Genomic DNA, 23195 nt, shown 5'->3' with positions numbered 1-23195 from the left:
GATGAATGCCAGCCAGAATATTTAAAGTTTTCCGGCTTGTAAAGGGCCGGGCCGCGCGGCTCGGTTTTCGAGCAAGCAGCGGTCCGCTTGGCGGAACGGGCCGCGTGCAATCAATGCACGGTTGACAATTTTTCGTGGCGAAAAAGCCGCGTGGTTCGCAGTGCGAATCAGCGGTTTGAAAATACTTGACATCATCAGAAATGATATGACAGCATCCGTTCCCATAAAGACCGGCGAAACCCACGGCAACAAACACAAAACAGGAGCAGTCATGAGCGAAACCGATATCGAACATTTCGACGATGATGGGCAGGGGAAGGACCGTCAATTTGTGACTGCGCTGGCGCGCGGACTGGAACTGCTGCGCTGCTTCAAACCGCGGGAACGGTACCTCGGCATCACCGAACTGGCGCGCCGTTCGGGCATTCCCAAGCCGAGCGTGTCGCGGCTGGCGGGCACCCTGGCCAAGCTCGGCTATCTCGATTTTTCGGCCGAGCTGGGCAAGTACCGGCTGGGCGCCGGCGTGCTGTCGCTGGGCTACTCGATGCTGTCGAACGTGGATGTGCGCGAGGTGGCCAAGCCGTTCATGCAGGAGCTGGCCGAGCACTCGCAGGCGTCGGTGTCGATCGGCATGCGCGACCGCCTGAGCATGGTGTACGTGGAATCGATCCGCAGCAGTTCGCCGATCATCCTGCAGCGCGGCATCGGCACCCGCCTGCCGATCGCGACCACCGGCATGGGCCGCGCCTATCTGGCCGGCCTGCCCGAAGAGGAACGAAATTTTTTGCTGGACCAGATCCGGCTGCGCGCCGGCACCGAGTGGCCGCAGGTCAAGGCCGGCATCGAGCAGGGCCTGCGCGATTACGCCGAGCGCGGCTTTTGCATTTCGATGAGCGACTGGGACAAGGCCACCTCCGGCGTGGGCGTCCCGTTCACCAATCCCGACGGAACGGTGATCGCCTTCAACTGCGGTGGTCCGGCCTTTATGCTCACCCGCGAGCTGCTCGAGAACGACATCGGGCCGCGGCTGGTGCAACTAGTTAAACGTGTTAGCGGCGCAATGGGCCGCATTTAGAAGGAAGAAGCATGATTCGCGATCAAGAAACCCTCAACGTCCTGCTCGACACCCTGTCCCGCTTCGTGCGCGAACGGCTGGTGCCGGCCGAGAACGAGGTGGCGGAAACCGACCAGATCCCGGCCGACATCGTGGCCGAGATGCGGGACATCGGCCTGTTCGGCCTGTGCATCCCCGAGGAATACGGTGGCCTGGGGCTGACGATGGAAGAGGAGGTGCTGGTCGCCTTCGAGATCGCCAAGACCTCGCCGGCGTTCCGCTCGCTGATCGGCACCAACAACGGCATCGGCTCGCAGGGCCTGATCGTGGATGGCACCGAAGAACAGAAGAACCACTACCTGCCCAAGCTTGCCTCGGGCGAACTGATCGCGTCGTTCGCGCTCACCGAGCCGGGCTCGGGTTCGGACGCGGCCTCGCTGCGCACCAGCGCGCGTCGCGATGGCGACCACTACATCATCAACGGCACCAAGCGCTTCATCACCAACGCGCCGGAAGCGGGCGTGTTTACCGTGATGGCGCGCACCAACCCGGACGTCAAGGGCGCCGGCGGCATTTCGGCCTTCATCGTCGAGAAGGGCACGCCGGGCCTGGTGATCGGCAAGACCGACAAGAAGATGGGCCAGAAAGGCGCGCATACCAGCGACGTCATCTTCGAGGATTGCCGCGTGCCGGCCGCCAACATCATCGGCGGCAAGGAAGGCGTCGGCTTCAAGACCGCGATGAAGGTGCTGGACAAGGGGCGGCTGCACATCGCCGCCATCTGCGTGGGCGCCGCCGAGCGCATGCTCGACGATGCGCTGCGCTACGCCATGGAGCGCCAGCAGTTCGGCAAGCCGATCGCCGATTTCCAGCTGATCCAGGCCATGCTGGCCGACAGCAAGGCGGAAATCTACGCGGCCCGTTCCATGGTGCTCGACGCGGCCCGCCGCCGCGACAGCAAGCAGGATATTTCGACCGAGGCCGCGTGCTGCAAGATGTTTGCCTCGGAAATGTGCGGCCGCGTGGCCGATCGCGCGGTGCAGATCCACGGCGGCGCCGGCTATGTCTCGGAGTACGCGATCGAGCGCTTCTACCGCGACGTGCGCCTGTTCCGTATCTACGAGGGCACGACCCAGGTCCAGCAGCTGGTTATCGCCCGCAACATGATCAAGAACGCGCAGATGTAATCCCGAATTTGCAATTGTCGCGCGGTGCTTCCAACGCCGCGCGTGTCTTTTCCCGGAGGAGAAATGGAAGTAGCAGCAAACCGCGCGGTAGTCACCGCGGAAAATCAAAAAATATGGGTTGCCGTGTTCATCTTTGCGTTCCTGGCACTGATGATCGATGGGGCGGACCTCATGTTCCTGTCATATAGCCTGTCCAGCCTGACCAAGGAATTCGGGCTCACCAAGGTGCAGGCCGGCACCCTGGGCAGCGTCACCCTTGCCGGCATGGCCATCGGCGGCATCTTCGGTGGCCTGGCCTCGGACCGTTTCGGCCGGGTGCGCACCGTGGTTGCCACCATCATGCTGTTTTCGGTGGGTACCGCGGCACTGGGCACCACCCACAGCTTTGAACAGTTTGCCGCGTTCCGCTTCCTCGCCTCGCTCGGCCTGGGCGCCGTGTACGTGGTGTCGAACACGCTGATGGCCGAATACGTGCCGACCGAGCGCCGCACCACGGTGCTGGGCAGCCTGCAGGCCGGCTGGTCGGTCGGCTACGTGGTGGCCACGCTGCTGGCCGGCTGGATCTTGCCGACCTACGGCTGGCGCTGGCTGTTCTACATCGCGATCATCCCGGTGGTGCTGGCCGTGCTGATGCAGCGCATCGTGCCGGAACCGGCCTCGTGGGTCGCATCGCGCCAGAAACTGGCTGCCGACAAGGCCGCCGGCATCGTCAGCCGCGTCAAGAAGGAAAGCGCGATGAAGATCATCTTCGCGCACCCGGGTCACCGCCGCATGTTCATCATGTGGTCGCTGGCCGCCGGCTTCCTGCAGTTTGGCTACTACGGCGTGAACAACTGGATGCCGACCTATCTTGAAAAAGAACTGCACATGAACTTCAAGGCGATGACCGGCTACATGGTCGGCACCTATGTCGCCATGATCCTGGGCAAAGTCGTGGCCGGCTGGATGGCCGACAAATTCGGCCGCCGCGCCGTGTTCGCCTTCGGTGCGCTGGGCACCGCCGTGTTCCTGCCGGCGATCGTGTTCTTCCATTCGCCGGAAAACATCGTGTACCTGCTGATCGTGTTCGGCTTCCTGTACGGCATTCCGTACGGCGTGAACGCCACCTACATGACCGAAAGCTTCGAGACCTCGATCCGCGGCTCGGCCGTGGGCGGCGCCTACAACGTCGGCCGCATTGGCGCGGCGGTGGCTCCGGCCTGCATCGGCTACCTCGCCACCAACGGTTCGATCGGCCTGGGCTTCCTGGTGATGGGCGCGGCGTACTTCCTGTGCGGTATCGTGCCGGCGCTGTTCATCAAGGAAAAACAGTACGACCCGCAGCAGTAATACCACTGCCTGTTTTGGCCGGCCCCTGCATCGCGCTCGGGCCGGCTTTGTCTTTTATATGGAGCAGCCATGACCATTTCGCTATCCACTTCCCAATTCCAGCCGACCGAGATGTATTTCCTGCTGCGCGACTCCGTCGTGCCGCGCCCGATTGCCTGGGTCTCGACCGTGTCGGCGGACGGGGCGCCGAACATTGCCCCGTTCAGCTTCTTCAACGTCGTTTCGCCGTATCCGCCGGTGCTTGGCTTCAGTTGCGGGCCGCGCGGGGACAACCATGCAGGCGCGTGGATACCGAAGGACACGTACACCAATATCCTGGCAACCCGCGAGTTCGTGGTGAACATCGTGCCCGAGCAGCTGATGGACGAAATGGTCCGCACGGCGGCCGACCTGGCGCCGGGCGACAGCGAGTTTCGTTATGCCGGCCTGGCCGAGGCGCCCAGCGCCATCGTCAAGCCGCCGCGTGTGGCGCGCGCACCGGTCGCGTACGAATGCAAGCTGTACGACATCGTGGATGCCGGCGCGAACAAGTGGATCATGGGCAGCGTGGAGTACGTGCACATCGACGAGGCGGTGTACGTGGGGCGCAAGGGCGAGCAGGACCACCGCATCGACCTGCTGGAAAGGCTCGAGACCCGGCCGGTGGGGCGGCTCGGGCGCGCCAATTACGTGCGGGTGCGCGAGGTGGAAACCCGCTTGCGCCGCGACGGGCCGAACAGCTGAGTATCTGGCGCGGCGGCGCATCTCATGCCGGCCGCGTCGCGTCGCCCCGGCAATCCGGCATTGCCACATGGCCGGCCGGCTCCCTTTGTTCCAAAAACAGACATTCGGTCACGTGTAAGTATTGCCTTTCGGAAATGGTTGATCTATTATCCATTATTGCCCTACGGCAATTCTGTTTAAAGATGAGAAACTAACCAGGGACGAACATGAGTGAGCTTGCAGCCAAAGGCGACGGGGAATTCCTCGCCTTTGCACTGGGCGGGGAAGAGTACGGCGTCGCGATCCTGAAGACGCAGGAAATACGCGGCTATGACGCCGCGGCGGTGACACGCATTGCCAATGCGCCGGAATACATCAAGGGCGTGATCAACCTGCGCGGCAGCATCGTTCCCATCGTGGACATGCGCATCCGCCTCAACCTGGGAACCCCCACCTATGACCAGTTCACCGTGGTCATCATTCTCAACATTCGCGGAAGTGTGGTCGGCATGGTGGTCGATCGCGTGTCCGACGTCATTGCGCTATCGCAGGCGCAAATCAAGCCGGCGCCGAGCATGGGCACTGCCTTGAATGTCGATCATCTCATCGGCATCGGTACGCTGGACGAGCGCATGGTGGTTCTGCTCGACATCGATGCGCTCATGTCGGGGACCGACACCGGGTTCATCGAAAAGATGGCCGCTTGAGTCCCCGGTAAGTAGGGAACAGGTGGCTATCGCATCTTTTCTGCGGTTCCTGGGCCTGCGGGTGCGCCGGGCGCCGCCGGCGACGCAAGCTGGCGCGGAAGTGGAAGCGCTGCGTGCACAGGTCGCGTCGATGCAGGCGCGCTTCGACCTGATCCGCCAGGCGACCAGCGACGGCCTGTGGGACATGGAAATCTGCAGTGCCGATCCGATCGATGGCGACAACCCGTTCTGGTGGTCCGACCAGTTCCGGCGCCTGCTCGGCTTTAGCGACGAACGCGATTTCCCGAACGTGCTTCGCAGCTGGTCGTCCCGGTTGCACCCGGACGACGCCGGCCCCACCCTGGCGGCCTTTGCCGCCCACGTCCATGACCGGACCGGCAGGGCGCCGTACGACGTGACGTACCGGCTGAAGTGCCGCAACGGCGAGTACCGATGGTTCCGCGCCCAGGGCAAGACGATCCGCGCTGCAGACGGTACCCCGCAACGGGTCGCAGGCGCGCTCACCGATCTCACCGACCGCAACGCCATCCTTGGGCTGAAGCGCTTTTCCGAGGATATCATCGCCAACCTTCCGGTCGGACTCATCGTCGCGGACGAGAGCCTGCGCATCATCCGGGTCAATCGCGCGTTCCTGGAAATCTTCGGGATGCAGCAGGAGGGCAGTGCGCTCGCGCGCGCCCTCGATGCCGTTTTCCGCAACCCTGGGTTGCGCGAGGAGGCCCAGCGCGTCCTGCGGGACGAGTCGACACGCCAGGGCATCGCAACGGAGTGGGGCGGCAAGCGCTTGCGGGTTGCGCTGGCAGGAATCCGCGACGCGGAAGAACGGCGCCGCTTGCTGGTGATCACCGAAGACGTGACCGAGAAGCAGCGGCTGCGCGAGGAAGCGCGCGCGCATGTGGCCCGCGAGCGCGACCAGCTGTCGCTGCTCGACAAGGCCACCGACGCCATTCTCGTACGCGGCATCGACCACCGCATCCAGTTCTGGAACAAGAGCGCGGAGCGGCTGTACGGATGGACGTCGAAGGAGGTGCTGGGACGGTCGGAGGTGGAACTGTTGTATGAGGAGCCGTCCCAGTTCGCCACGCTCACCGGCGAATTGCTCGAGCACGACGAATGGCGCGGCGAACTCGTGCACCGGCGCAAGGACGGCAGCAGCTTCGCGGTCGAAAGCCATTGGACGCTGGTGCGCGGCGAAGACCAGCAACCCCAGTCGGTCCTCGTGATTAACACCGATATCACCCAGCGAAAGGCGACGGCGGAGAAGATCGAATATCTGGCGCTGTATGACATGCTGACCGGCCTGCCGAACCGCAGGCTGTTTGCCGACCGGGTGGAACAGGCGCTCATGAACGCGCAGCGTCATCGGCGCACGCTGGCTGTCATGTTCATGGACCTGAACCGCTTCAAGGAAATCAACGACACGCGCGGCCACGGGGTCGGCGACCAGGTGCTGGTCAAGGTGGCCACGCGGTTTCGGGCAGCATTGCTCGGTGACGAGACACTGGCGCGCCTGGCAGGCGACGAATTCGTGGTGGTGGCCCAAACCGACGACGCGCACGCGGGCGTCCTCATCGCGGAGCAGCTCGAACAAGCGCTGGCCGAGCCGGTCGTCACCAGCGGCGGGACCTTTTCCGTTGGCGTGAGCATCGGCATCGCCTTCTATCCCAGCGACGGCACCACCAGCGAGGACCTGCTCAAGTGCGCCGACATTGCCATGTACCGCGCCAAGGCAACCGGGGCGGGACACGTCTGCTATCGGCCTGAGATGGGCTCGGAGCTGGCCGAGCGGATGGAGCTGGCCAGGAAACTGCAGCGCGCGCTGAGCGAGGATAAGCTGGAGCTGCATTACCAGCCGAAGGTTTGCCTTCGCACCGGCAAGCTGGTCGGCGCGGAGGCGCTGCTGCGCTGGCATGACCCGGAACGCGGATGGATCAGTCCCGCCACGTTCATACCGGTGGCCGAGGCGCGCGACATCATCGGCGTGCTCGGCAAGTGGGTGTTGCGCCAGGCGTGCCGCCAGCTGAAAGCATGGCAGGACGCGGCGCTCGCCTTTCCCGGACGGCTCGCGGTCAACGTCTCCGCGCGCCAATTGGACGAGGCGGGCGTGGCCGACAGCATCCAGGCAATCGTTCGGGACGAGGGCCTGGCGCCGTCCGACCTCGAACTGGAGCTGACCGAAAGCGGCGTGATGCATCACGTGGAACGCGCGATCGAGATCATGAAAACGCTCAAGCGCGCCGGCTTTGCGCTCGCGATCGACGATTTCGGTACCGGCTATTCATCGCTGTCGTACCTGAAGCGCCTGCCGGTGGACAAGCTGAAGATCGACATGGCGTTCGTGCGCGACATGCTCAAGGACCACCACGACCGCACGATCGTGACGACGATCATCGGCATGGCGCGCAACCTCGACCTGGACGTGATCGCGGAGGGCGTGGAAGAAGTGGCACAGGCCGAAACCTTGCGCGCGATGGGCTGCGACGAGGCGCAGGGTTACTACTTCGGCCGACCGGTCACGGCAGAGGTGTTCGCCCAACAATGGCTGACGCCGGCGATGCAGGCTGCCTGCGTGGAGTGAGCGCGGCCAGCCGCCGTGCGGGGCGCGCCGGTGTTGGCGCTATACTGCGCGGATGCGCATTCAGCTTTTCTCCGATATCCATCTCGAAACCGATCCCGATTTCTTCCCCAGGATTGCCGACGACACGGACGTGGTCGTCCTGGCGGGCGACATCGGCTCCTACCAGCAGGGCTCGCGGCTGCAATCGGACGACTTTGGCCTGTCGCGGTTCGTGCCCTCGCGCCCGGGCGTGCGTGTGCTCTTCATTCCGGGTAACCACGAGTTCGACGGGCTCGAATACGTCGAGGCCTACCAGCGCCTGCGCGAGATTTGCGCGCAGCTCGGCATCCTCTGGCTCGACCGCGAGGTCGTCACGCTCGGCCACGTGCGCTTTGTCGGCACCACCCTGTGGACCGATTTCGATGCGCTGATCCGCGACGAGCCCGACCTGTCGCGCCAGATGAAGCTGCGCACCAAGGCGTTCCGCGCGGCCAACTGGTATTTGAGCCGCAATTCGACCTTCGTGGCGGGCGAACCGGTGCTGGCGGAGTCGATTCGGGACATGGCGCTGGAATGCCAGGACTGGCTGCGCGCGGCGCTGGCCGCTCCGTTCGACGGCAAGACGGTGGTGGTGACGCATCACGCGCCGAGCCTGAAAAGCGCCGACCCGCGCTATGGCCTCACGCCCGGTACCGCCGGCTTCTGCAACTCGCTGGACGATCTGTTCCCGTACGTGGACCTGTGGATGCACGGGCACCTGCACTGCATGAACGACTACCTGGTCGAGGGCCGCGACAACGGACGCCCGTGGTCCTGCCGCGTGGTGGCCAACCCGCTCGGCTACCAGCGCAAGGGCGAGCAGGCAGCCTTTCGCGAAGACCTGGTCATCGAGCTATAGCCGGGATCCTTCGATCGTCAGCGCCAGGTCGTCGCCAGTTCTTCGGTGGCTTAGGCAGGCCGGTTGGAGGCCAGGTCCCAACCGCCAATTGTGCTGCCGCCGGAACCGCCACCAATTTTTTGTTGTGTGTAGGTGTAATTCGTTTTCGAGAATTTTAGTGACACTTGTTCCTGCAGGAACCCGCCCGCGTCGATCCCGGGATGAATTGAGCCTATGAGCACGTTCGTCAGCACGATCTGATAGTACTTGATCGGCGTGCCGTTGCCATCGGCTCGCATAAATTCAAAAGTCGCTTTCGGAATCGTCTTCCCCATGGCGCAGTGCTGCGCCAAGATCGGCGAGGCCAGATCGACGAGCTTGGTGAAGACGACGTCTTCCATTTCCACACGTTCCGCAGTATGCCCCCCACTCGTTGACGCCGTGGCACTCCGCGGCTGGACGATTCCCCAATGCACTGACTGGCATTCCATCCAATCTTTGTGCTTGTCATCTTGGGATTCGCCTTTGATTCCGTCAATTTGCAAATAGACGTCCGTAGCCATGCTCTTCTCCCTAGTTGTCGAACTATCCCTGCAATGGTGGACGAACACAGCTGGGTCTGCTTGAGATGCATCAAATGTCAGCTTTGTCGAAATGATAAATTGACGCCTTCCCTCCGTGAAGGAGTCCGTGATGGCACCGAAGACGCTTGATTCGAGCGCAAGGCCGAACGCTCAAATGAAGATGAGCCCAGATGCACTTTCAGAGATGCGCAATACCGAAAAGGTTGTCTTGAGGTATTACAACGATTTGGGGAGGAGAAAAGGAAATTGCACTTGGGGTATCGGATTCAAGGCACACAAAGGAATCTGCACGCCGGCGGAGCTGAAGCGCATGGTGAGCGCTCCGTCGGTCGACGTCGAATACGCCAAGCGCGTTGCAGAGGCGGAGCGGCGCGTCAAGGTAAAGGTCAAGGTTGAACTGAGCCAGGCGCAGTTTGACGGGCTGGTCAGCTTTACATACAACACATCAAATAGCGCGAACGAACGAGTCTATCGCGCCCTGAATGACCATGATTTCCCCCAAGCCGCCCGGATAATTTCTGAATCTGTCATGGTAAAGGACCGGAATAAATGGAAATTGGCCCCGGGCCTGATACCGCGACGCGCCAAAGAAAGCGCGCCATTTCGGGTTGCAGCGGATGCCGATAATTCGGCAGGAAGACGCGAGTAGGGGCGAGTGATGTCATCTCTCCGATGCTCCACTTTGCGTCACCACGTCCAAGCGGCAGCGATGGCGACCGCGATTGGGCTCGCCGCCAGCGCCCCATCCTATGCTGGCCAGGCAGGACACGAAATAATCGGAAACTGGAAGTTCACGTCTGTCCTTGATGGCGTCGACATTGCGCAGATGGACGAAAAGCAAGCACAACATTTGCTTGGTCGAGTTATGACCATACGAAAGGACGGAATTCGATTTGGCGACGAAAGATGTGGGGCGGACGATTTTGAAGTTAAACGGGTTGAGCCAAATTTATATCTGGACAGCGAGGCACGGATAAGCGCGGCGAAATTGTACTTGCCGAACCCGGTCACCGTGGTCGATACCGGGTGTACGCAGGTCTTCATCAAGAAGCCAAACAAAGTTGTAATATTTTGGAATGGCTTCTTTTTCGATGCGGTAAGAGTTCCTGATTCGCCTGGCAGTAAGCACCGCTAGCAGGTGCAAAAATAAGAATATGCGCGCCGCCTTCCGCCAGGATCTCGCATAAGTTGGCGCGACCTATTCGATCGTCAGCGCCAGGTCGCGCCCCGCGGTGGCGCTGTGGCCGGCAAAGTCCGCCGCAAAGATCCTGAGCACGTAGTCCCCCGGCGCCAGCGCGTCGGTCTTCCAGCTGCCGGGCGCCACCTGGCCGTCGCGCAGCGTGTTGGTGATGGCATAGGCAAAGCGCGTGAGCTTGCTGCCATAGACGGTGATGCCGCTCTGCGGCGCGTAGAGCAGCTTGACCGCCTCGCGGTTGCGCGGCAGGCGGTTGTACACCTGCGTGATCAAGGGCTGCTCGAATCCGGCGAGCGGCTTGCCTTCCGCGTCCAGCAACTGGTAGCCGAGCCGGTACAGGCCCAGCCGGCGGCGCGCCAGGTTGTCGTCCATCTGGTCGTAGGCATCGACCACGATCTGCAGTGCGCCGGCCGAACGCGGCACCAGCAGCCGCTTGCCGCGCCGCGCGCGCAGCGGGTGATTGCCGCTGTCGTACAGGGTTACGCTGTCGATGTGCGGGGCGATGCTGTCGCTGATCCCGACGAAGGGCAGGGCGAGCGGATTACCGTGCGGGCCGCCGGGGTAGTACTCGAGGTGGACGTGCGCCATGCCGTTGACCGTGCCCAGCACGTCGCCCACCGCGAAGCGGGTGCCGCGCCGCACGCGCACCCGCTGTGCCTTGCCGCGCTCGTCCCGCTGCACGTCAAAGCGCGGGTCCAGCGCGCGGCCGCGGGTGTCGCGCCCCACCCGCATGTGCACGTACGACAGGGCACCGACGCCGATGCCTTCGCTCAGCGTGCCGAAGCCCCAGTTCGCGAGCGGATCGGTCACCTTCGATGGCGCGACCGCCAGCACCGGCTGGCCGACGTCGGCGCGCACGTCCAGGCCCGCGTGGAAGTGGTCGCGGTTTTCGCCATCGTAGCTGCCGCGCACCTCGCCCATCAGCCCCACCACTTCGTGCTTGCCGAACTGGGGAGCGAGCGGCCAGGGCATCGGTTCCGTGCGCGCGGGTTCCGGCGGCGCAGCCTGGGTCGCCGGCATCTTGTCCGGACGCGCCGCGCCGAGGCGCTGGATGCGCAGCGCCAGTGCGTCCGCCACCAGCAGGCTGCCATCGTGCTGCAGGGCCAGGCCGCGCGGGCCGTACAGGCGCACCGCGCCGTCGCTGCCGTACTCGGATGCGAGCGCCGCGTCGGCATGGCGCAGCGCGTGGTAGGTGCCATCCTGCGCCAACTGCAGGATGCGTCCGCCCGAGCTGGCTGCAACGTAGAGATAACCGTCCCGGGTCAGCGCCAGCCCCACCGGCCGGCGCAGGATGGGGCGGCGTTCTTCCTCGGGCGCGGCGGCAAAGGTGCTGACCGTGCCGTCCTTGCCGATCTTGCGGATGGCGTTGTTGCCGGTGTCCGCCACGTACAGCGTGCCGTCGCGCGCTACCGCGATTGCGGTCGGCGTGTCGAAGGCGGCATCGCCGGCCGGGCCGTCCGCCTGGCCCGGATGGCCGGCACCGGCCACCGTGGTGACGCTGCCATCGGGCGCGATGCGACGGATGCGGTCGTTGTAGGTGTCGGCCACGAACACGTTGCCGGCGCCGTCCACCGCCAGCCCCACCGGACCGTTGAAGCGGGCCTGGTCGCCCTTGCCGTCGGCAAAGCCTGCCGTGCCGTTGCCGGCGATGGTGCTCACGCCACCGTCAGGCGCAATGCGCCGGATCGCGTGGTTGCCGGTGTCGGCCACGTACAGGTTGCCCTTGCTGTCGAAGGCCAGGGCAGAGGGCGTGTTGAACGCTGCCTGCGCGCCCGGCCCGTCGGCGAAGCCCTCGCGCCCGCCGGCTATCGTGGTCACCGCGCCGTCCGCGCCGATGCGTTTGATGCGATTGCTGTCGCCACCGTCGGCCACGAACACCGCGCCGTTGGCGTCCACCGCCAGGCCGAACGGGTCGCTGAAGCGGCTCTCCGCCGCCGCGCCGTCGCCTGCAACGGTGGAAATCCAGGCCTGCCAGTCCGGCTTGGTACGCCCGCCCAGCGGGTGCAGCACGGCCTGCAGCGCCCGCTGGCCCGTGCCTGGCGCCTGCCAGGCACGGTAGGCAAAGACGCCGATGAGCGCAACGACGATGGCGCCGATCCCGGCGATGATGATTTTTCGGTTCAATTGCTTTGGTGAAACGGAATGTGAAAGCAGCAAGATTACCCGAAAGGTGATCCGGGCGCCGCCCGGCGGCGGCTCGCGCGACAATCATGGGGGACTCAACCGAACCGGGGTGCATGTTGGAGAAACCGCTCGTCTGCACGATCGGCCACGCGACGCGGCCGATCGAGGAATTCATCGGCCTGCTCAAGGAGAACGGCATCGGCTGCCTGCTCGATATCCGCACGGTGCCGCGCTCGCGCCACAATCCGCAGTTCAACCGCGACACGCTGCCCGGGTCGCTCGCCGCCGCGGGGATCGAGTACCGGCATATTGCGGGACTGGGCGGGCTGCGCCACGCGCGCGCCGATTCGCCGAACAAGGGCTGGCGCAACGCGTCGTTCCGCGGCTATGCCGACTACATGCAGACGCCCGAGTTTGCGCACAATGTCGATGAGCTGGCCGCGCTGGCGCAGAGCGTGCCGTGCGCGCTGATGTGCGCCGAGGCGGTGCCGTGGCGTTGCCACCGTTCGATGGTGGCCGATGCGCTGGTGGTGCGCGGCATCCCGGTCGAGCACATCATGGGACCGCACAAGCGCAAGCCGCACGCCCTGACCCCGTTCGCGCAGGTGGACGGCACGCGCATCACCTACCCGGCGCCGGAGGGCGAGGCCTGAGTCAGTGCGCCATCAGCACCGGCATGGTCATTGCGCGCAACACGGTGTCGGTGGCGCCGCCCAGCAGCAGCTCGCGCAGGCGCGCGTGGCCGTAGCAGCCCATCACCAGCAGGTCGGCGCCGGTTTCGCCGGCCAGCGCAAGCAGGGCCAGTCCGGCATCCACGTTGGCATGCCGGACCAGCACCTCGGCCTTGACCCCATGCCGCGCGAGCCAGGCGGCCAGGTCCGCCACGGGATGCACGCCGTCGGGGCTGTCCAGCTGCGGCGGGTCGAACATCGCCACGGTGACCTGCTCGGCACGCGCCAGGATGGGCAGGGCACTCGCCACGGCGGCCACTGCCTCGTTGCTGCCGTTCCAGCCGACCAGCGCGCGCCGGCCGGCCGGCCCACCGGTGCTGGTGTACGGGACCACCAGCACCGGGCGCGCGCAGTTGAGCACCACGTATTCGGGCAGGTCGGCCACGACCAGCGAGGTGGATTCGGCCGGGTCGTTCTGGCTGACCACTACGAGGTCGCAGAACGCTGCGCGGCGCGCCAGGCCGTCCTCGGGCAGGTCGCTGACGAGCTGGCGCTCCCAGCTGGGCACGGCGGCAGAGCGCACGATGTGCTCGAATTCGTCCAGGCAGCGGTTGGCGCCGGCGTAGATCGGGTCGAGGTAGCCGTGGATGATGTCACCCGGCGTGCTGGGATACTCCGCGCAGACGTGGCGCGAGATGCCGGTGGTGGAGATGCCCACCAGGTGCGCGCCAAAGTCGCTGGCCAGGCGCGCGGCGCAGGCAATGCGGTTGGCGGCGTGCGCGGACGGGTCGGCATGGACGAGGATGGTTTTCCATTCCATTGCCGTTCCCGCTCAGATGACGCGCTGCAGCGGGCGCGTGCGGCCCCGGCTTGCGCAACAGGCCCGGGTGGCCGTGCGCGGGATGGTGGATCTGGGCGCGGCGAGCAAGGCCTGGTCGATCGCGGGCCGGTGCATGCGCAGGAAACGGGCGAGCAACACGACCGCCTCGCGCGCCAGCACGGCGTCGCCGCTTTCGATGCGCGAGGCGGCCTGGTGCAGGGCACACAGCACGCGCGCATGCGCTTCGCGGTGCTGGCGCAGCGCGCGGCAATTGGTCGCTTCCATCACCTGTTCCTCGACGCGGAACGACTGCTCGAGGGCGGCCACCAGGTTGACGAAACACTCGGCTGCTTGCTCGTCGGTGGCGCAGGCGAGCGCGTTCATGCGCTGCGCCACGGCGCGGCGGCCTGCGCTGATTGCGGCCGCGAGCGGCCGTGCGTTGGTGGGTGATGCCGGCAGATCCATTTGTGCCCTCGTTCCAAAGCGGTTAGAAGGCGCGCGGGCGGCCGGGTTCCACGCTTATGATGCGGCGGCGCCGTGGGCGCTGGCGGCGGAAAGAATCGAGCGGTTGCGTCCGCTTCCCTTGGCGAGATAGAGCGCGTCGTCGGCATCCCTGAGCAAGGACTCCCAGTCGCCCATTGAAGGATGGAGCACGGCGACACCGATGCTGATCGTGAAGGACAGCGTGCCCTTGCCGCTGTCCACGCGCTGCGTCTCCACGCTCCTGCGCATGCGCTCGGCGCAGGCCATCGCTTCCTCGGCGCCGGTTTCGGGCATGATGCAGACGAATTCCTCGCCGCCGAAGCGCCCCAGCAGGTCGGCCTCGCGCAGGCTGCCCATGCAGGTCTTCACCAGGTGCCGCAGCACGTTGTCGCCGGTTGCGTGGCCGTACAGGTCGTTCACGCGCTTGAAGTGGTCGATGTCGATCATGGCCACCGCCAGCGGGTGGGTGTGGCGCCGGGCCAGGGCAACGGCACGCTGCCCCAGTTCGGCCAGGTAGCCGCGGTTGGCGGCGCCGGTGAGGCTGTCGTGGCGCGCGTTGTGCAGCAGCCGCTGCTCGGAACGGAAGGCCTGGCGCCGGAAGGCCCCGACCACGACCATGATGGCGGCGGCCAGCGCCACGGCAAACCCATAGAGCAGGGCCGAATTGATCAGGCCATACGGCGACAAGCTGGCTGCACCCAGCACCAACAGCAGCAGCGACGGCACCAGCAGGATGCGCACGAAGGCGGCGCCGGTGAGCGCCACCAGCGGCACCAGGAACACCGAGGCGGCAATGCCCGCCAGCCCGAGAAGGATGCCGTTGGGCAGCAGCGAGGCCGCGACGATCATTGCGCTGGCGTGCGTGGCATAGACGAAGCCGGCGCGCTGCACGGCGCTCCAGCGCAGGCGGTGCTGGCGGTAGCCAACCGAGCCGAGCAGGACCAGCGCAATGCGCACCGGGGCAGTGAGGGCGACCCTGCCCGGCGCGATCCAGTAGTCCCACAGCACGAACAGGATCACGGTGGCGCCGAACAGGGCGCCGCAGGCGGGCAGCATGTTGGCCACCGTTGCATTGTGATGTGTTTCAAGCGCGTGCTCGTCGTGTTCGGGCAGGCGCTCGCCCAAGGGTATGCCGAACGGCATGATGCCCTCCTGCCGGTCCATGGGTGAGAGACCACGGCGGCGGCGGTGAGTTCGGACAGACGTGCTGCTCGGCCTCAGGCGTTTGTCGTGGCGGGGGCGTGCGTGGTACGGTATGCTGGTCGGGTGATTGAAGGGCAGGCAATGGCAGAGGGCAGGCTGGAACAGCAGGCGGCGCTGGTCGGGGCGCTGGCCGCGCAATTGCGCGCGGCCGGGGTGGCGGTGGCGCTGTACGAAACCCACGTGTCATGGGTGCTCGTGGCCGGGGCAGACGCGTACAAGATCAAGAAGGCGCTCAGGCTGGAGTTCCTCGATTACGCCACGCTGCCCTTACGCCGGCACTATTGCGAGCAAGAAGTCGCGCTGAACGCCGCGCTTGCGCCGGGCTTGTATCTGGGCGTGGCCGAGATTGGCGGCACCCCGTCAGCGCCACGGCTTGGCGCGGCGCCAGCCATCGAGGTGGCGGTGCACATGCGCGCCTTTCCGCAGTCCGCCTTGTGGAGCGAGCGGGTGGCGCATGGCCAGCTTGGGGTGGCCGAAATCGACCAGTTTGCCGCGCTGCTGGCGCGGTTCCATGCCGGCGCTGCCCGGGCCCCGTCCGGCTCGCCGTGGGGCGAACCCGGCGCGATCGCGCGGGCCGGAGAGCGCAACGTGGACGAGCTGCTGCCCTTGGCCGGGGGCAGTGCGCAGGTTGACCGGCTGGGCCGGTGGCGGCGGGACGAAGCAGTGCGGCTGGCGGGGTGCTTCGAACAGCGGCGGCGTGCCGGCGCAATTCGCGCCTGCCATGGAGACCTGCATTGCGCGAACATCCTCACGCTGGACGACAGGGTGATGGCGTTCGACTGCATCGAGTTTGACGCCGCGCTGCGCTGGATTGATGTGCTGCACGACCTTGCCTTCACGCTGATGGACTTGCACCAGCGTGGCCAGGGGCGGCTGGCGGCGCGGCTGCTGAACGGGTATCTGTCCGAGGGCGGCGACTACGCGGGGCTTGCGGTGCTGCGTTACTACGTCGTCGAGTGCGCCCTGGTGCGCGCCAAGGTTGCCCTGTTGCGCGCGCGGCAAAGCGAGCCCGGGGACGGCGAGGCGGGGCGCCTGCTCGACACCGCGCTTGCGGCGGCCAGTACGCGGCGCGGGGCGGTGATCGTGATGCATGGATGTTCGGGCAGCGGCAAGTCGAGCATTGCGCGCGAGCTGGTCGAGGAACTGGGCGCGGTGCAGATTCGGTCCGATGTCGAGCGTGGCCGCACGGCCGGCGTCGATCCGCACTGCTACGACCGTGCAAGCAGCGACGCGGTCTATGCGCGGCTGCGGGTGCTGGCCGGTGCGGTGGTGGATGCTGGTTATCCGGTAGTCGTCGATGCCTGCCATCTTGCGCGGGCAGAGCGCGACGCCTGCGCACGGCTGGCGGACGAACATGGTGTCCCATGGGTCATCGTGGACGTGAGGGCCAGCGTGGCAACGATGCGCGCGCGCATTGTGCAGCGGCGCGCGGCGGGGCGTGACCCGTCGGAGGCGGACGAGGGCGTGCTTGCGCTGCAGCTTGGTAGCGCCGAGCCGCTGGACGCGTCGGAGATGGCGCGCACGGTGGTGGTGGATACGGAGTCGGCGGGCGCCGTTGAAAGGCTGCGGGCAAACGTGGAGCGCTTGCTGTCGGGTTGACTAAGGCAGACAGGAGTAGGGTGGGCAGATTCTGCCCACGCGTTCAACGACAGCTTGCCGTGCCGATCAGTGTGCGCTGGCCTGTCTGCGTTGGCTGAACGCGTGGGCAGGAGGACCTGCCCACCCTACGCCACGTGACGTCGCGGGGCACGGATCGGGGCCGTCGTGGCACTGCGTTCCTCACGCCGCCGCGCACCGAATGTGCTCCTCCGCCAGCTGCAAATACTGCCCCGCGCGCCGCATCCAGTGCGGCGAATGCCGGAACCGTTCGTCCAGCAGGTGCCGCGCGGCGATCAGTGCGCGGGTGCTGGCGCGGCAGCTCTGGTAGAAGTGCAGCAACTCGCCCGGCACGGCGTCACCGGACAGCGCGGCATATTCCTGCAGCAGCGTCTGGCCGGCCACGCGCGACCCCAGACGCTCGCACTCCATGGCCAGGAACGCAAGCTCGTCGGCCGGATCGCCCAGGCGCAGCATGCGCGAAAACTCCAGGCAATCGATCACCGCGACCGGCTCGCCAAGGAAGACGTGTTCCGGCCGCAGGTCGCCATGGCCTTCGATAATGCAGCCGGAAAGAACCCGTTGATCCAGCAGCGCCGCCAGCCGGTCCAGCGCCGCGTGCTGGTCGCGGGCCAACTGGCGCACGTGGCCGGACGGCAGCCCGTACAGCGGCGAGGCCAGTCCGCGGCGGTTCGCTTCGATCTGCAGGCGAAACCGTTCGCGCCAGGCGGCGCGGTCCACCGCTTCGGGATCCAGGCTGCGGTAAAACGCCACCAGGCGCGCGGCCAGGCGGCGCAGGTCGCCGTCGGCCAGCGTGCCGTGCGCGAGGGCGTAATCGAGCATGCGCTCGGCCGGCAGCCGCCGCATGCGGACCAGCCAGTCCACGATGCTGCCGCGCCCGTCGATGCCCAGGTGGCCGCGCCGGTCGCAGGTGAGGGTGGCCAGGCCCAGGTAGATGCCGGCCGCCAGCCGTTCGTTCAGCTTGACTTCGGCCAGGCAAAAGCGGTGGCGCGCGGTGAGGGTGCGAAAGTCGAGCAGCTCATGCCGCACCGGCTTTTTCAATTTGTAGACGTGATGGTCGAGCAGGAACACCCACGACATGTGGGTTTCGAGTGCCTCGACCCGGAAGGTGGGTTCGGGGTAGTTGCCCGGCGCACGCAGGAAGGCGACCTTCGCTTCGAGCCCGGGCGTGGTGCGGCGTGGGGGCGGCCCGCAGGCGGGCCGCGCCCAGTTCACTGGCTTGCTGCGGCCGAGCTCTCCGGCACGTGCAGCTTGCCGTTCTCGGCGCGGGGCCGCAGCACCATGACCGGGATCGTGGAGTAGGCCAGCACGTTCTGGGTGACGCTGCCGGCCAGCAGCTTGGACAGCCCGCGGCGGCCGTGCGAGGCCATGAAAATCAGGTCGCAGCCCTGTTCCTTGGCCACATGGATGATTTCGTCGGCCGGCGCCATCGACACCGCGGTCAGCGCCGTGCATTCCAGGCCGGCGGCACGGGCGGCCTTGGCCACCTTGTCCACGGTCTGCTGCGCCAGTTCCTGCAGGGTGCGGGTTTCGAAGCCGGGGTCGATCACCATCGCGCCTTCGGCGGCAGGGACCATCGGATACGGTTCGGCGATCGACAGCGCGACGATCTGCGCTTGGCACAGGCGGGCAAAGTCGATGGCGGAGGTGACGGCCTGGTTGGACAGCTCGGAACCGTCGGTGGGGACGAGAATCTTCTTGTACATGGTTGTGTGCTCCTCGAAAGTGCCTGGTCAGTCTGTGCGCCGCGTCACGGGAAGTCCTTGATGTACGTCAAATCCTCCATTGCTGCAAGCGCGGCTGCAGGCCGGTCAAAATCGAAAGCTGCGCCCGGGTGGACGTGGCATCGGAACATGACAGGAGAGCAACATGGCCACCAACCTGACCCGGTTCGACCCGATCGGCGAACTGCGCCGCATGACGCCGCTGCGCGCCTTCGAGGACATTTTCAGCGACCTGGCCCCGCGCGGCGGCGCGCGCGACCTGCAGGAAATACCGATGATCGGGCTCGACGTGTCCGAGAACGACCAGGCCTATACGGTGCGCGCCGAAATCCCGGGTGTCAAGAAAGAGGACATCAAGGTCGAGGTGCAGGGCAACCGCGTCTCGATCAGTGCCGAAACGCGGCGCGAGGACCAGCAAAAGCAGGGCGAGCGCGTGGTGCGCAGCGAGCTGTACTATGGCCAGCAGCAGCGAACCTTCACGCTCGACCAGGACGTGGACGACGCCAAGGCGAGCGCCCGCTATGTGGACGGCGTGCTGGAGCTGAGCCTGCCCAAGAAGGCGCCCGGCGGCGCCAGCAAGGTGCAGGTGAGCTGAGCGCGGGCCCGCTTTACAAGCCCAGCTTGCCCGTGCGGTCGGCGAGCCGGCTGTGGCCAGGCGCGCTTGCCGGCCCCGGCCGCGCGAGCGCCACTGCGGACAAGCGCGACCGGCCTTTGACGCTCTGCACCAGGGCCAGGTAGGCCATCAGCAGCACCGGCAGGGCCAGCCAGTACAGGGTGGGCAGGGGCACAAAGCCGAGCACGGGCGCCAGCGGCGAGCTTGGCAGCCAGAGTCCAAGCAGGCAAACCAGCATGGTGGTCGCCAGCAGGGCGTTGCTGGGCCGGCTCTGGACAAAGGGCAGTTGGTCGGTACGGATCACGTGCACCACCAGCGTTTGCGACAGCAAGGACTCGACGAACCAGCCGGTCTGGAACAGGGCCGGCTGGCTGGACGCGCCCAGCACGAACCACAGCAGGCCGAAGGTGGCGTAGTCGAACAGCGAGCTGACCGGCCCGAGCACGAACATCGCACGCCGGATGTCCGCCGTGTGCCAGCGGCGTGGCTGGCGCAGGAAGTCAGGATCAACCCGGTCGCTGGCCAGCGCCGTTTGCGACACGTCGTACAGCAAGTTGTTGAGCAGGATTTGCAGCGGCGCCATCGGCAGGAAGGGCAGCAGCAGGCTGGCGCCAACCACGCTGAGCATGTTGCCGAAGTTGGAGCTGGCACTCATGCGCAGGTATTTCACGATGTCGCCGAACACGCTGCGTCCCTCCAGCACGCCGCGGTGCAGCGCCACCAGGTCCTTTTCGAGCATGATGATGTCGGCCGACTCCTTGGCGATGCTGGCGCCGCTGTCCACCGAGATGCCGACGTCCGCGCTCTTGAGCGCAATGCTGTCGTTGATGCCATCGCCCAGGTAGCCGACCACGTGGCCGGCGTCCTGCAGGGCGCGGATGATGTCGGCCTTCTGTTGCGGCGTCACCTTCGCGAACACTGAGCCGGCTTCGGCGCGGGCGGCAAGCTGGGCCGGGGTGATGCCGTCCAGGTCGTGGCCGAGCACGGGCGCCTGTACCGCCAGCCCGACGTGCCGGCACACGCTGTAGGTGACTGCGTCGTTATCGCCGGTCAGCACCTTGATCGCGATGCCGGCCTGTTCCAGGGCGCGCAGCGCGGCGGCGGCGGTCTCCTTGGGCGGGTCGAGGAAGGCAATGTAGCCAGCCAGCACCAAGTCGCGCTCGTCTTCGGTTGTCAGGGTGTGCGGCCCGGGCGGCAGTTCGCGCACCGCAACCGCGATCACGCGCATGCCGTCTTCGTTCAGGCGCCGCACCACGTCCGCCAGCACGACGCCGTGGGCCGACTCGAGCGGCTGGTGGTCGTTCTCGCGCTGCACATAGCGGCAGGCCGCCAGCACTTCCTCCACCGCGCCCTTGCAAATCAGGAGCCGCTGGCCGTTCGGGCGCGCCAGCACCACCGACATGCGCCGCCGCGCAAAATCGAACGGCAGCTCGTCCACCTTCACGTAGCCGGCGCCCTGGCGCAGGTGCTGCACCTGCGCGTGTTCCAGCACGGCCAGGTCGAGCAGGTTGTGCAGGCCGGTCTGGTGGAAGCTGTTGAGCCAGGCATATTCCAGCACGCGCTGCGAATCGTTGCCGTCGATGTCGACGTGCCTTTCCAAAATGACGCGGTCCTGGGTCAGCGTGCCGGTCTTGTCGGTGCACAGCACGTCCATGGCGCCCAGGTTCTGGATGGCGTTCAGGCGCTTGACGATCATGCGCTGCCCGGCCATATCCAGCGCGCCGCGCGCCAGGTTGATCGTGACCACCATCGGCAGCAGCTCCGGCGTCAGCCCCACGGCCACCGCGACTGCGAACAACAAGGCTTCGAGCCAGTTGCCCTTGTCCAGGCCATTGACCAGGAACACCAGCGGCATCATCACCAGCATCGCCCGCAGCATGAGCTGGACGAAGCGGTCCATGCCACGGTCGAAGTCGGTGAGTTCGCGCGCGCCGGCGGCAGCAGCCGCAATGGCGCCAAAGCTGGTGTGCCGGCCGGTGATCGCGACCACCGCGGTGGCGCTGCCCGACAGCACTGTGCTGCCCATGAAGGCGATGTTGGGCAGGTCCGGCAGGCTGTCCGGCGGCTGGTCGACGGGGACGGCGAATTTTTCGACCGGCATCGATTCGCCGGTGAACGCGGCCTGGCTGACGAACAGGTCGCGCGATTCCAGCAGCCGCAGGTCGGCCGGCACGCTGTCACCGGCTGACAGCTGGACCAGGTCGCCCGGCGCCAGGCTGGCCAGGGCTTCCTCGTGCCGCTCGGCGTTGCCATCCGGGCCGGGCCGCAGGACGGTGACGGTGGTCCGCACCATCGCAGCCAGCGCCGCGGCGGCTTTGTCGGAGCGGTATTCCTGCACAAAGGTCAGCAGCGACGACAGCACGACGATGACGGCAATTACCAGCGCCGGCAGGGCCTGGCCGCTGACCAAGTTCAATATGGCCAGGCCAAGGAGCAGCAGTGACAGGGGACTGGCCAGCACGTGCACAAAGCGCAGCGCGGCGCCCAGGCGCGGCGCGACCGCGACCGCGTTTGGCCCGTACAACCCCAGCCGGCGGGCAGACTCATCCGCCGTAAGGCCCGCGCGTGCGCTCGACAGGGCCGCCAGTGCCGCCTCGGGCGCAAGCCGTGCCAGCTCCGGCAGGGCTGGAACCGGTGCGGCGTGGCCGGGGCCGGGCGGCTCAGGCGCACGCATCTACGGCGTGATCGCGACCTTGAGCACGCCGTCGCGTTGCGCGCCGAACAGCTCGTAAGCCTGCTCGATGTCGGATAACCGGAAGCGGTGCGTGACCAGGGGCTTCAAATCCACCCGGCGCGCGCCGATCACATTCATCAGCCGGCGCATCCGTTCCTTGCCGCCGGGGCAGAGCGTGGTCACGATCTTCTGGTCGGCCAGGCCGGCCGCGAAGGCGTCCATTGGCAGCGCCAGCTTGCCCGAGTACACGCCCAGGCTCGACAGGATGCCGCCCGGCTTGAGCACGCGCAGGCAGCTTTCGAAGGTCTGCTGGGTGCCCAGCGCCTCGATCGCCACGTCCACGCCGCGCCCGCCGGTTTCGCGCATGATCTCGGCCACCGGGTCGGCGCGGTGGAAGTCGATCAGGTGGTCCGCGCCCAGCCGGCGTGCCATGTCGAGCCGCGTGTCGATCCCGTCCACCGCGAAGATCCGGGTGGCGCCGCGCAGGCGCGCCCCGGCGGTGGCGCATAACCCGATGGGCCCTTGCGCGAACACGGCCACGGTGTCGCCAATGCGGATGCGTCCGCTTTCGGCGCCGCCAAAGCCGGTGCTCATGATGTCCGGGCACATCAGCACTTCCTCGTCCGACAGCTCGTCCGGCACTGGCGCGAGGTTGGCGTTTGCGAATGGCACCACCACGTACTCGGCCTGGCAGCCATCGATGGTATTGCCGAAGCGCCAGCCACCGGTGGCGTGGCCGGTGCACTGGGCCTGGTGCCCGTCCAGGCAGAAGTTGCATTGCCCGCAGGGCGTGATGGCGCCGGCGATGACGCGCTGGCCGACCTGGATGCCGTTCACGCCCGGCCCCAGCTCGGCCACCGTGCCAACCAGCTCGTGGCCGATGGTGCGCCCGGGGTCAACCCGGTATTCGCCCTTGAGGATGTGGATGTCGGTGCCGCAGATCGTGGTGGTCGTGACCTTGACCAGCGCCTCGCCGGGACCCGGGGTGGGCACGGGCTTTTCGTCGAGCACGATGCGGCCGGGGCCGCGGAACACCGCTGCTTTCATCATGCGCATGGTGGTCTCCTGTTCAGT

The 23195-nt window shown here is 66.4% G+C and carries 21 protein-coding genes; 12 read left to right on the top strand and 9 right to left on the bottom strand.

The window, feature by feature from the left end; translation table 11 throughout:
• Nucleotides 1-271 precede the first annotated feature (271 nt).
• The 7 genes from NX774_RS02230 (at nt 272) to NX774_RS02200 (ending at nt 8434) form a co-directional block, all read left to right on the top strand.
• A complete protein-coding gene (locus tag NX774_RS02230) occupies nt 272-1075 on the top strand; it encodes an IclR family transcriptional regulator (RefSeq protein ID WP_258820520.1) in 804 nt (267 codons plus the stop codon).
• Nucleotides 1076-1086: 11 nt separating this feature from the next.
• Nucleotides 1087-2241: an acyl-CoA dehydrogenase family protein gene (locus NX774_RS02225; protein ID WP_258820519.1), complete on the top strand. Its 1155-nt coding sequence runs from the start codon at nt 1087-1089 to the stop codon at nt 2239-2241.
• Between the two features lie 63 nt (nt 2242-2304).
• Nucleotides 2305-3570, top strand: coding sequence for an MFS transporter (locus tag NX774_RS02220; RefSeq protein ID WP_258820518.1), 1266 nt, complete (start codon nt 2305-2307; stop codon nt 3568-3570).
• A 69-nt stretch (nt 3571-3639) separates the two neighbouring features.
• Nucleotides 3640-4293 (top strand): flavin reductase family protein, encoded by a 654-nt coding sequence (locus NX774_RS02215; RefSeq protein WP_258820517.1) that lies wholly within the window; start codon nt 3640-3642, stop codon nt 4291-4293.
• 206 nt (nt 4294-4499) lie between these two features.
• Entirely contained in the window at nt 4500-4979 is a 480-nt protein-coding gene (locus NX774_RS02210; RefSeq protein ID WP_258820516.1) for a chemotaxis protein CheW, read from the top strand.
• A gap of 22 nt (nt 4980-5001) precedes the next feature.
• A complete protein-coding gene (locus NX774_RS02205) occupies nt 5002-7557 on the top strand; it encodes a bifunctional diguanylate cyclase/phosphodiesterase (protein ID WP_258820515.1) in 2556 nt (851 codons plus the stop codon).
• A 52-nt stretch (nt 7558-7609) separates the two neighbouring features.
• The gene (locus NX774_RS02200) at nt 7610-8434 is read left to right on the top strand and encodes a metallophosphoesterase (protein ID WP_258820514.1); all 825 of its coding nucleotides are present in this window, start codon (nt 7610-7612) and stop codon (nt 8432-8434) included.
• Nucleotides 8435-8484: 50 nt separating this feature from the next.
• On the opposite strand, the gene NX774_RS02195 is transcribed toward NX774_RS02200, so the two are convergent.
• Entirely contained in the window at nt 8485-8976 is a 492-nt protein-coding gene (locus NX774_RS02195) for an Hcp family type VI secretion system effector (RefSeq protein ID WP_258820513.1), read from the bottom strand.
• A gap of 130 nt (nt 8977-9106) precedes the next feature.
• Between NX774_RS02195 and NX774_RS02190 the strand changes: the two genes are divergently transcribed.
• Both NX774_RS02190 and NX774_RS02185 read left to right on the top strand, forming a co-directional pair.
• A complete protein-coding gene (locus NX774_RS02190; RefSeq protein WP_258820512.1) occupies nt 9107-9646 on the top strand; it encodes a lysozyme in 540 nt (179 codons plus the stop codon).
• Between the two features lie 60 nt (nt 9647-9706).
• Nucleotides 9707-10132, top strand: a complete 426-nt coding sequence (locus NX774_RS02185) for a hypothetical protein (RefSeq protein ID WP_258820511.1) — start codon at nt 9707-9709, stop codon at nt 10130-10132.
• Between the two features lie 63 nt (nt 10133-10195).
• Here the strand turns inward: NX774_RS02185 and NX774_RS02180 are convergent, their stop codons facing one another.
• Nucleotides 10196-12316, bottom strand: a complete 2121-nt coding sequence (locus tag NX774_RS02180) for a gluconolaconase (protein WP_258820510.1) — start codon at nt 12314-12316, stop codon at nt 10196-10198.
• 113 nt (nt 12317-12429) lie between these two features.
• Between NX774_RS02180 and NX774_RS02175 the strand changes: the two genes are divergently transcribed.
• Complete coding sequence (locus NX774_RS02175) at nt 12430-12969, top strand: DUF488 domain-containing protein (RefSeq protein WP_258820509.1); 540 nt, start codon at nt 12430-12432, stop codon at nt 12967-12969.
• Between the two features lies 1 nt (nt 12970).
• On the opposite strand, the gene NX774_RS02170 is transcribed toward NX774_RS02175, so the two are convergent.
• Genes NX774_RS02170 through NX774_RS02160 form a run of 3 tightly spaced genes read right to left on the bottom strand, consistent with a single transcriptional unit; the run spans nt 12971 to nt 15433 of the window.
• On the bottom strand, nt 12971-13807 hold the full coding sequence (locus tag NX774_RS02170) for a universal stress protein (RefSeq protein ID WP_258820508.1): 837 nt from the start codon (nt 13805-13807) through the stop codon (nt 12971-12973).
• 12 nt (nt 13808-13819) lie between these two features.
• On the bottom strand, nt 13820-14272 hold the full coding sequence (locus tag NX774_RS02165) for a hemerythrin family protein (RefSeq protein ID WP_258820507.1): 453 nt from the start codon (nt 14270-14272) through the stop codon (nt 13820-13822).
• A 54-nt stretch (nt 14273-14326) separates the two neighbouring features.
• Entirely contained in the window at nt 14327-15433 is a 1107-nt protein-coding gene (locus NX774_RS02160) for a GGDEF domain-containing protein (protein ID WP_258820506.1), read from the bottom strand.
• 141 nt (nt 15434-15574) lie between these two features.
• On the opposite strand from NX774_RS02160, the gene NX774_RS02155 reads away from it, so the two are divergent.
• The gene (locus tag NX774_RS02155) at nt 15575-17092 is read left to right on the top strand and encodes a bifunctional aminoglycoside phosphotransferase/ATP-binding protein (RefSeq protein WP_258820505.1); all 1518 of its coding nucleotides are present in this window, start codon (nt 15575-15577) and stop codon (nt 17090-17092) included.
• A gap of 180 nt (nt 17093-17272) precedes the next feature.
• On the opposite strand, the gene NX774_RS02150 is transcribed toward NX774_RS02155, so the two are convergent.
• Together NX774_RS02150 and NX774_RS02145 are read right to left on the bottom strand one after the other, a co-directional pair.
• Nucleotides 17273-18325, bottom strand: a complete 1053-nt coding sequence (locus tag NX774_RS02150) for a hypothetical protein (RefSeq protein ID WP_258820504.1) — start codon at nt 18323-18325, stop codon at nt 17273-17275.
• Nucleotides 18322-18816, bottom strand: a complete 495-nt coding sequence (locus NX774_RS02145; protein WP_258820503.1) for a universal stress protein — start codon at nt 18814-18816, stop codon at nt 18322-18324. The genes NX774_RS02150 and NX774_RS02145 overlap by 4 nt, the downstream gene beginning before the upstream one ends.
• 163 nt (nt 18817-18979) lie before the next feature.
• Here NX774_RS02145 and NX774_RS02140 point away from each other — a divergent pair, with 163 nt between their 5' ends.
• Nucleotides 18980-19429 carry an Hsp20/alpha crystallin family protein gene (locus tag NX774_RS02140; protein ID WP_258820502.1) on the top strand — a complete coding sequence of 150 codons (450 nt, stop codon included), beginning with the start codon at nt 18980-18982 and terminating at the stop codon, nt 19427-19429.
• Nucleotides 19430-19442: 13 nt separating this feature from the next.
• Here the strand turns inward: NX774_RS02140 and mgtA are convergent, their stop codons facing one another.
• Together mgtA and NX774_RS02130 are read right to left on the bottom strand one after the other, a co-directional pair.
• On the bottom strand, nt 19443-22121 hold the full coding sequence (gene mgtA, locus NX774_RS02135; RefSeq protein WP_258820501.1) for a magnesium-translocating P-type ATPase: 2679 nt from the start codon (nt 22119-22121) through the stop codon (nt 19443-19445).
• Nucleotides 22122-23177: an NAD(P)-dependent alcohol dehydrogenase gene (locus NX774_RS02130; protein WP_258821429.1), complete on the bottom strand. Its 1056-nt coding sequence runs from the start codon at nt 23175-23177 to the stop codon at nt 22122-22124.
• Nucleotides 23178-23195 lie beyond the last annotated feature (18 nt).

This window comes from Massilia agilis (genome assembly GCF_024756255.1).
Taxonomy (GTDB): domain Bacteria; phylum Pseudomonadota; class Gammaproteobacteria; order Burkholderiales; family Burkholderiaceae_D; genus Telluria; species Telluria agilis.
This window is presented reverse-complemented; position numbering and strand designations above follow the sequence as displayed.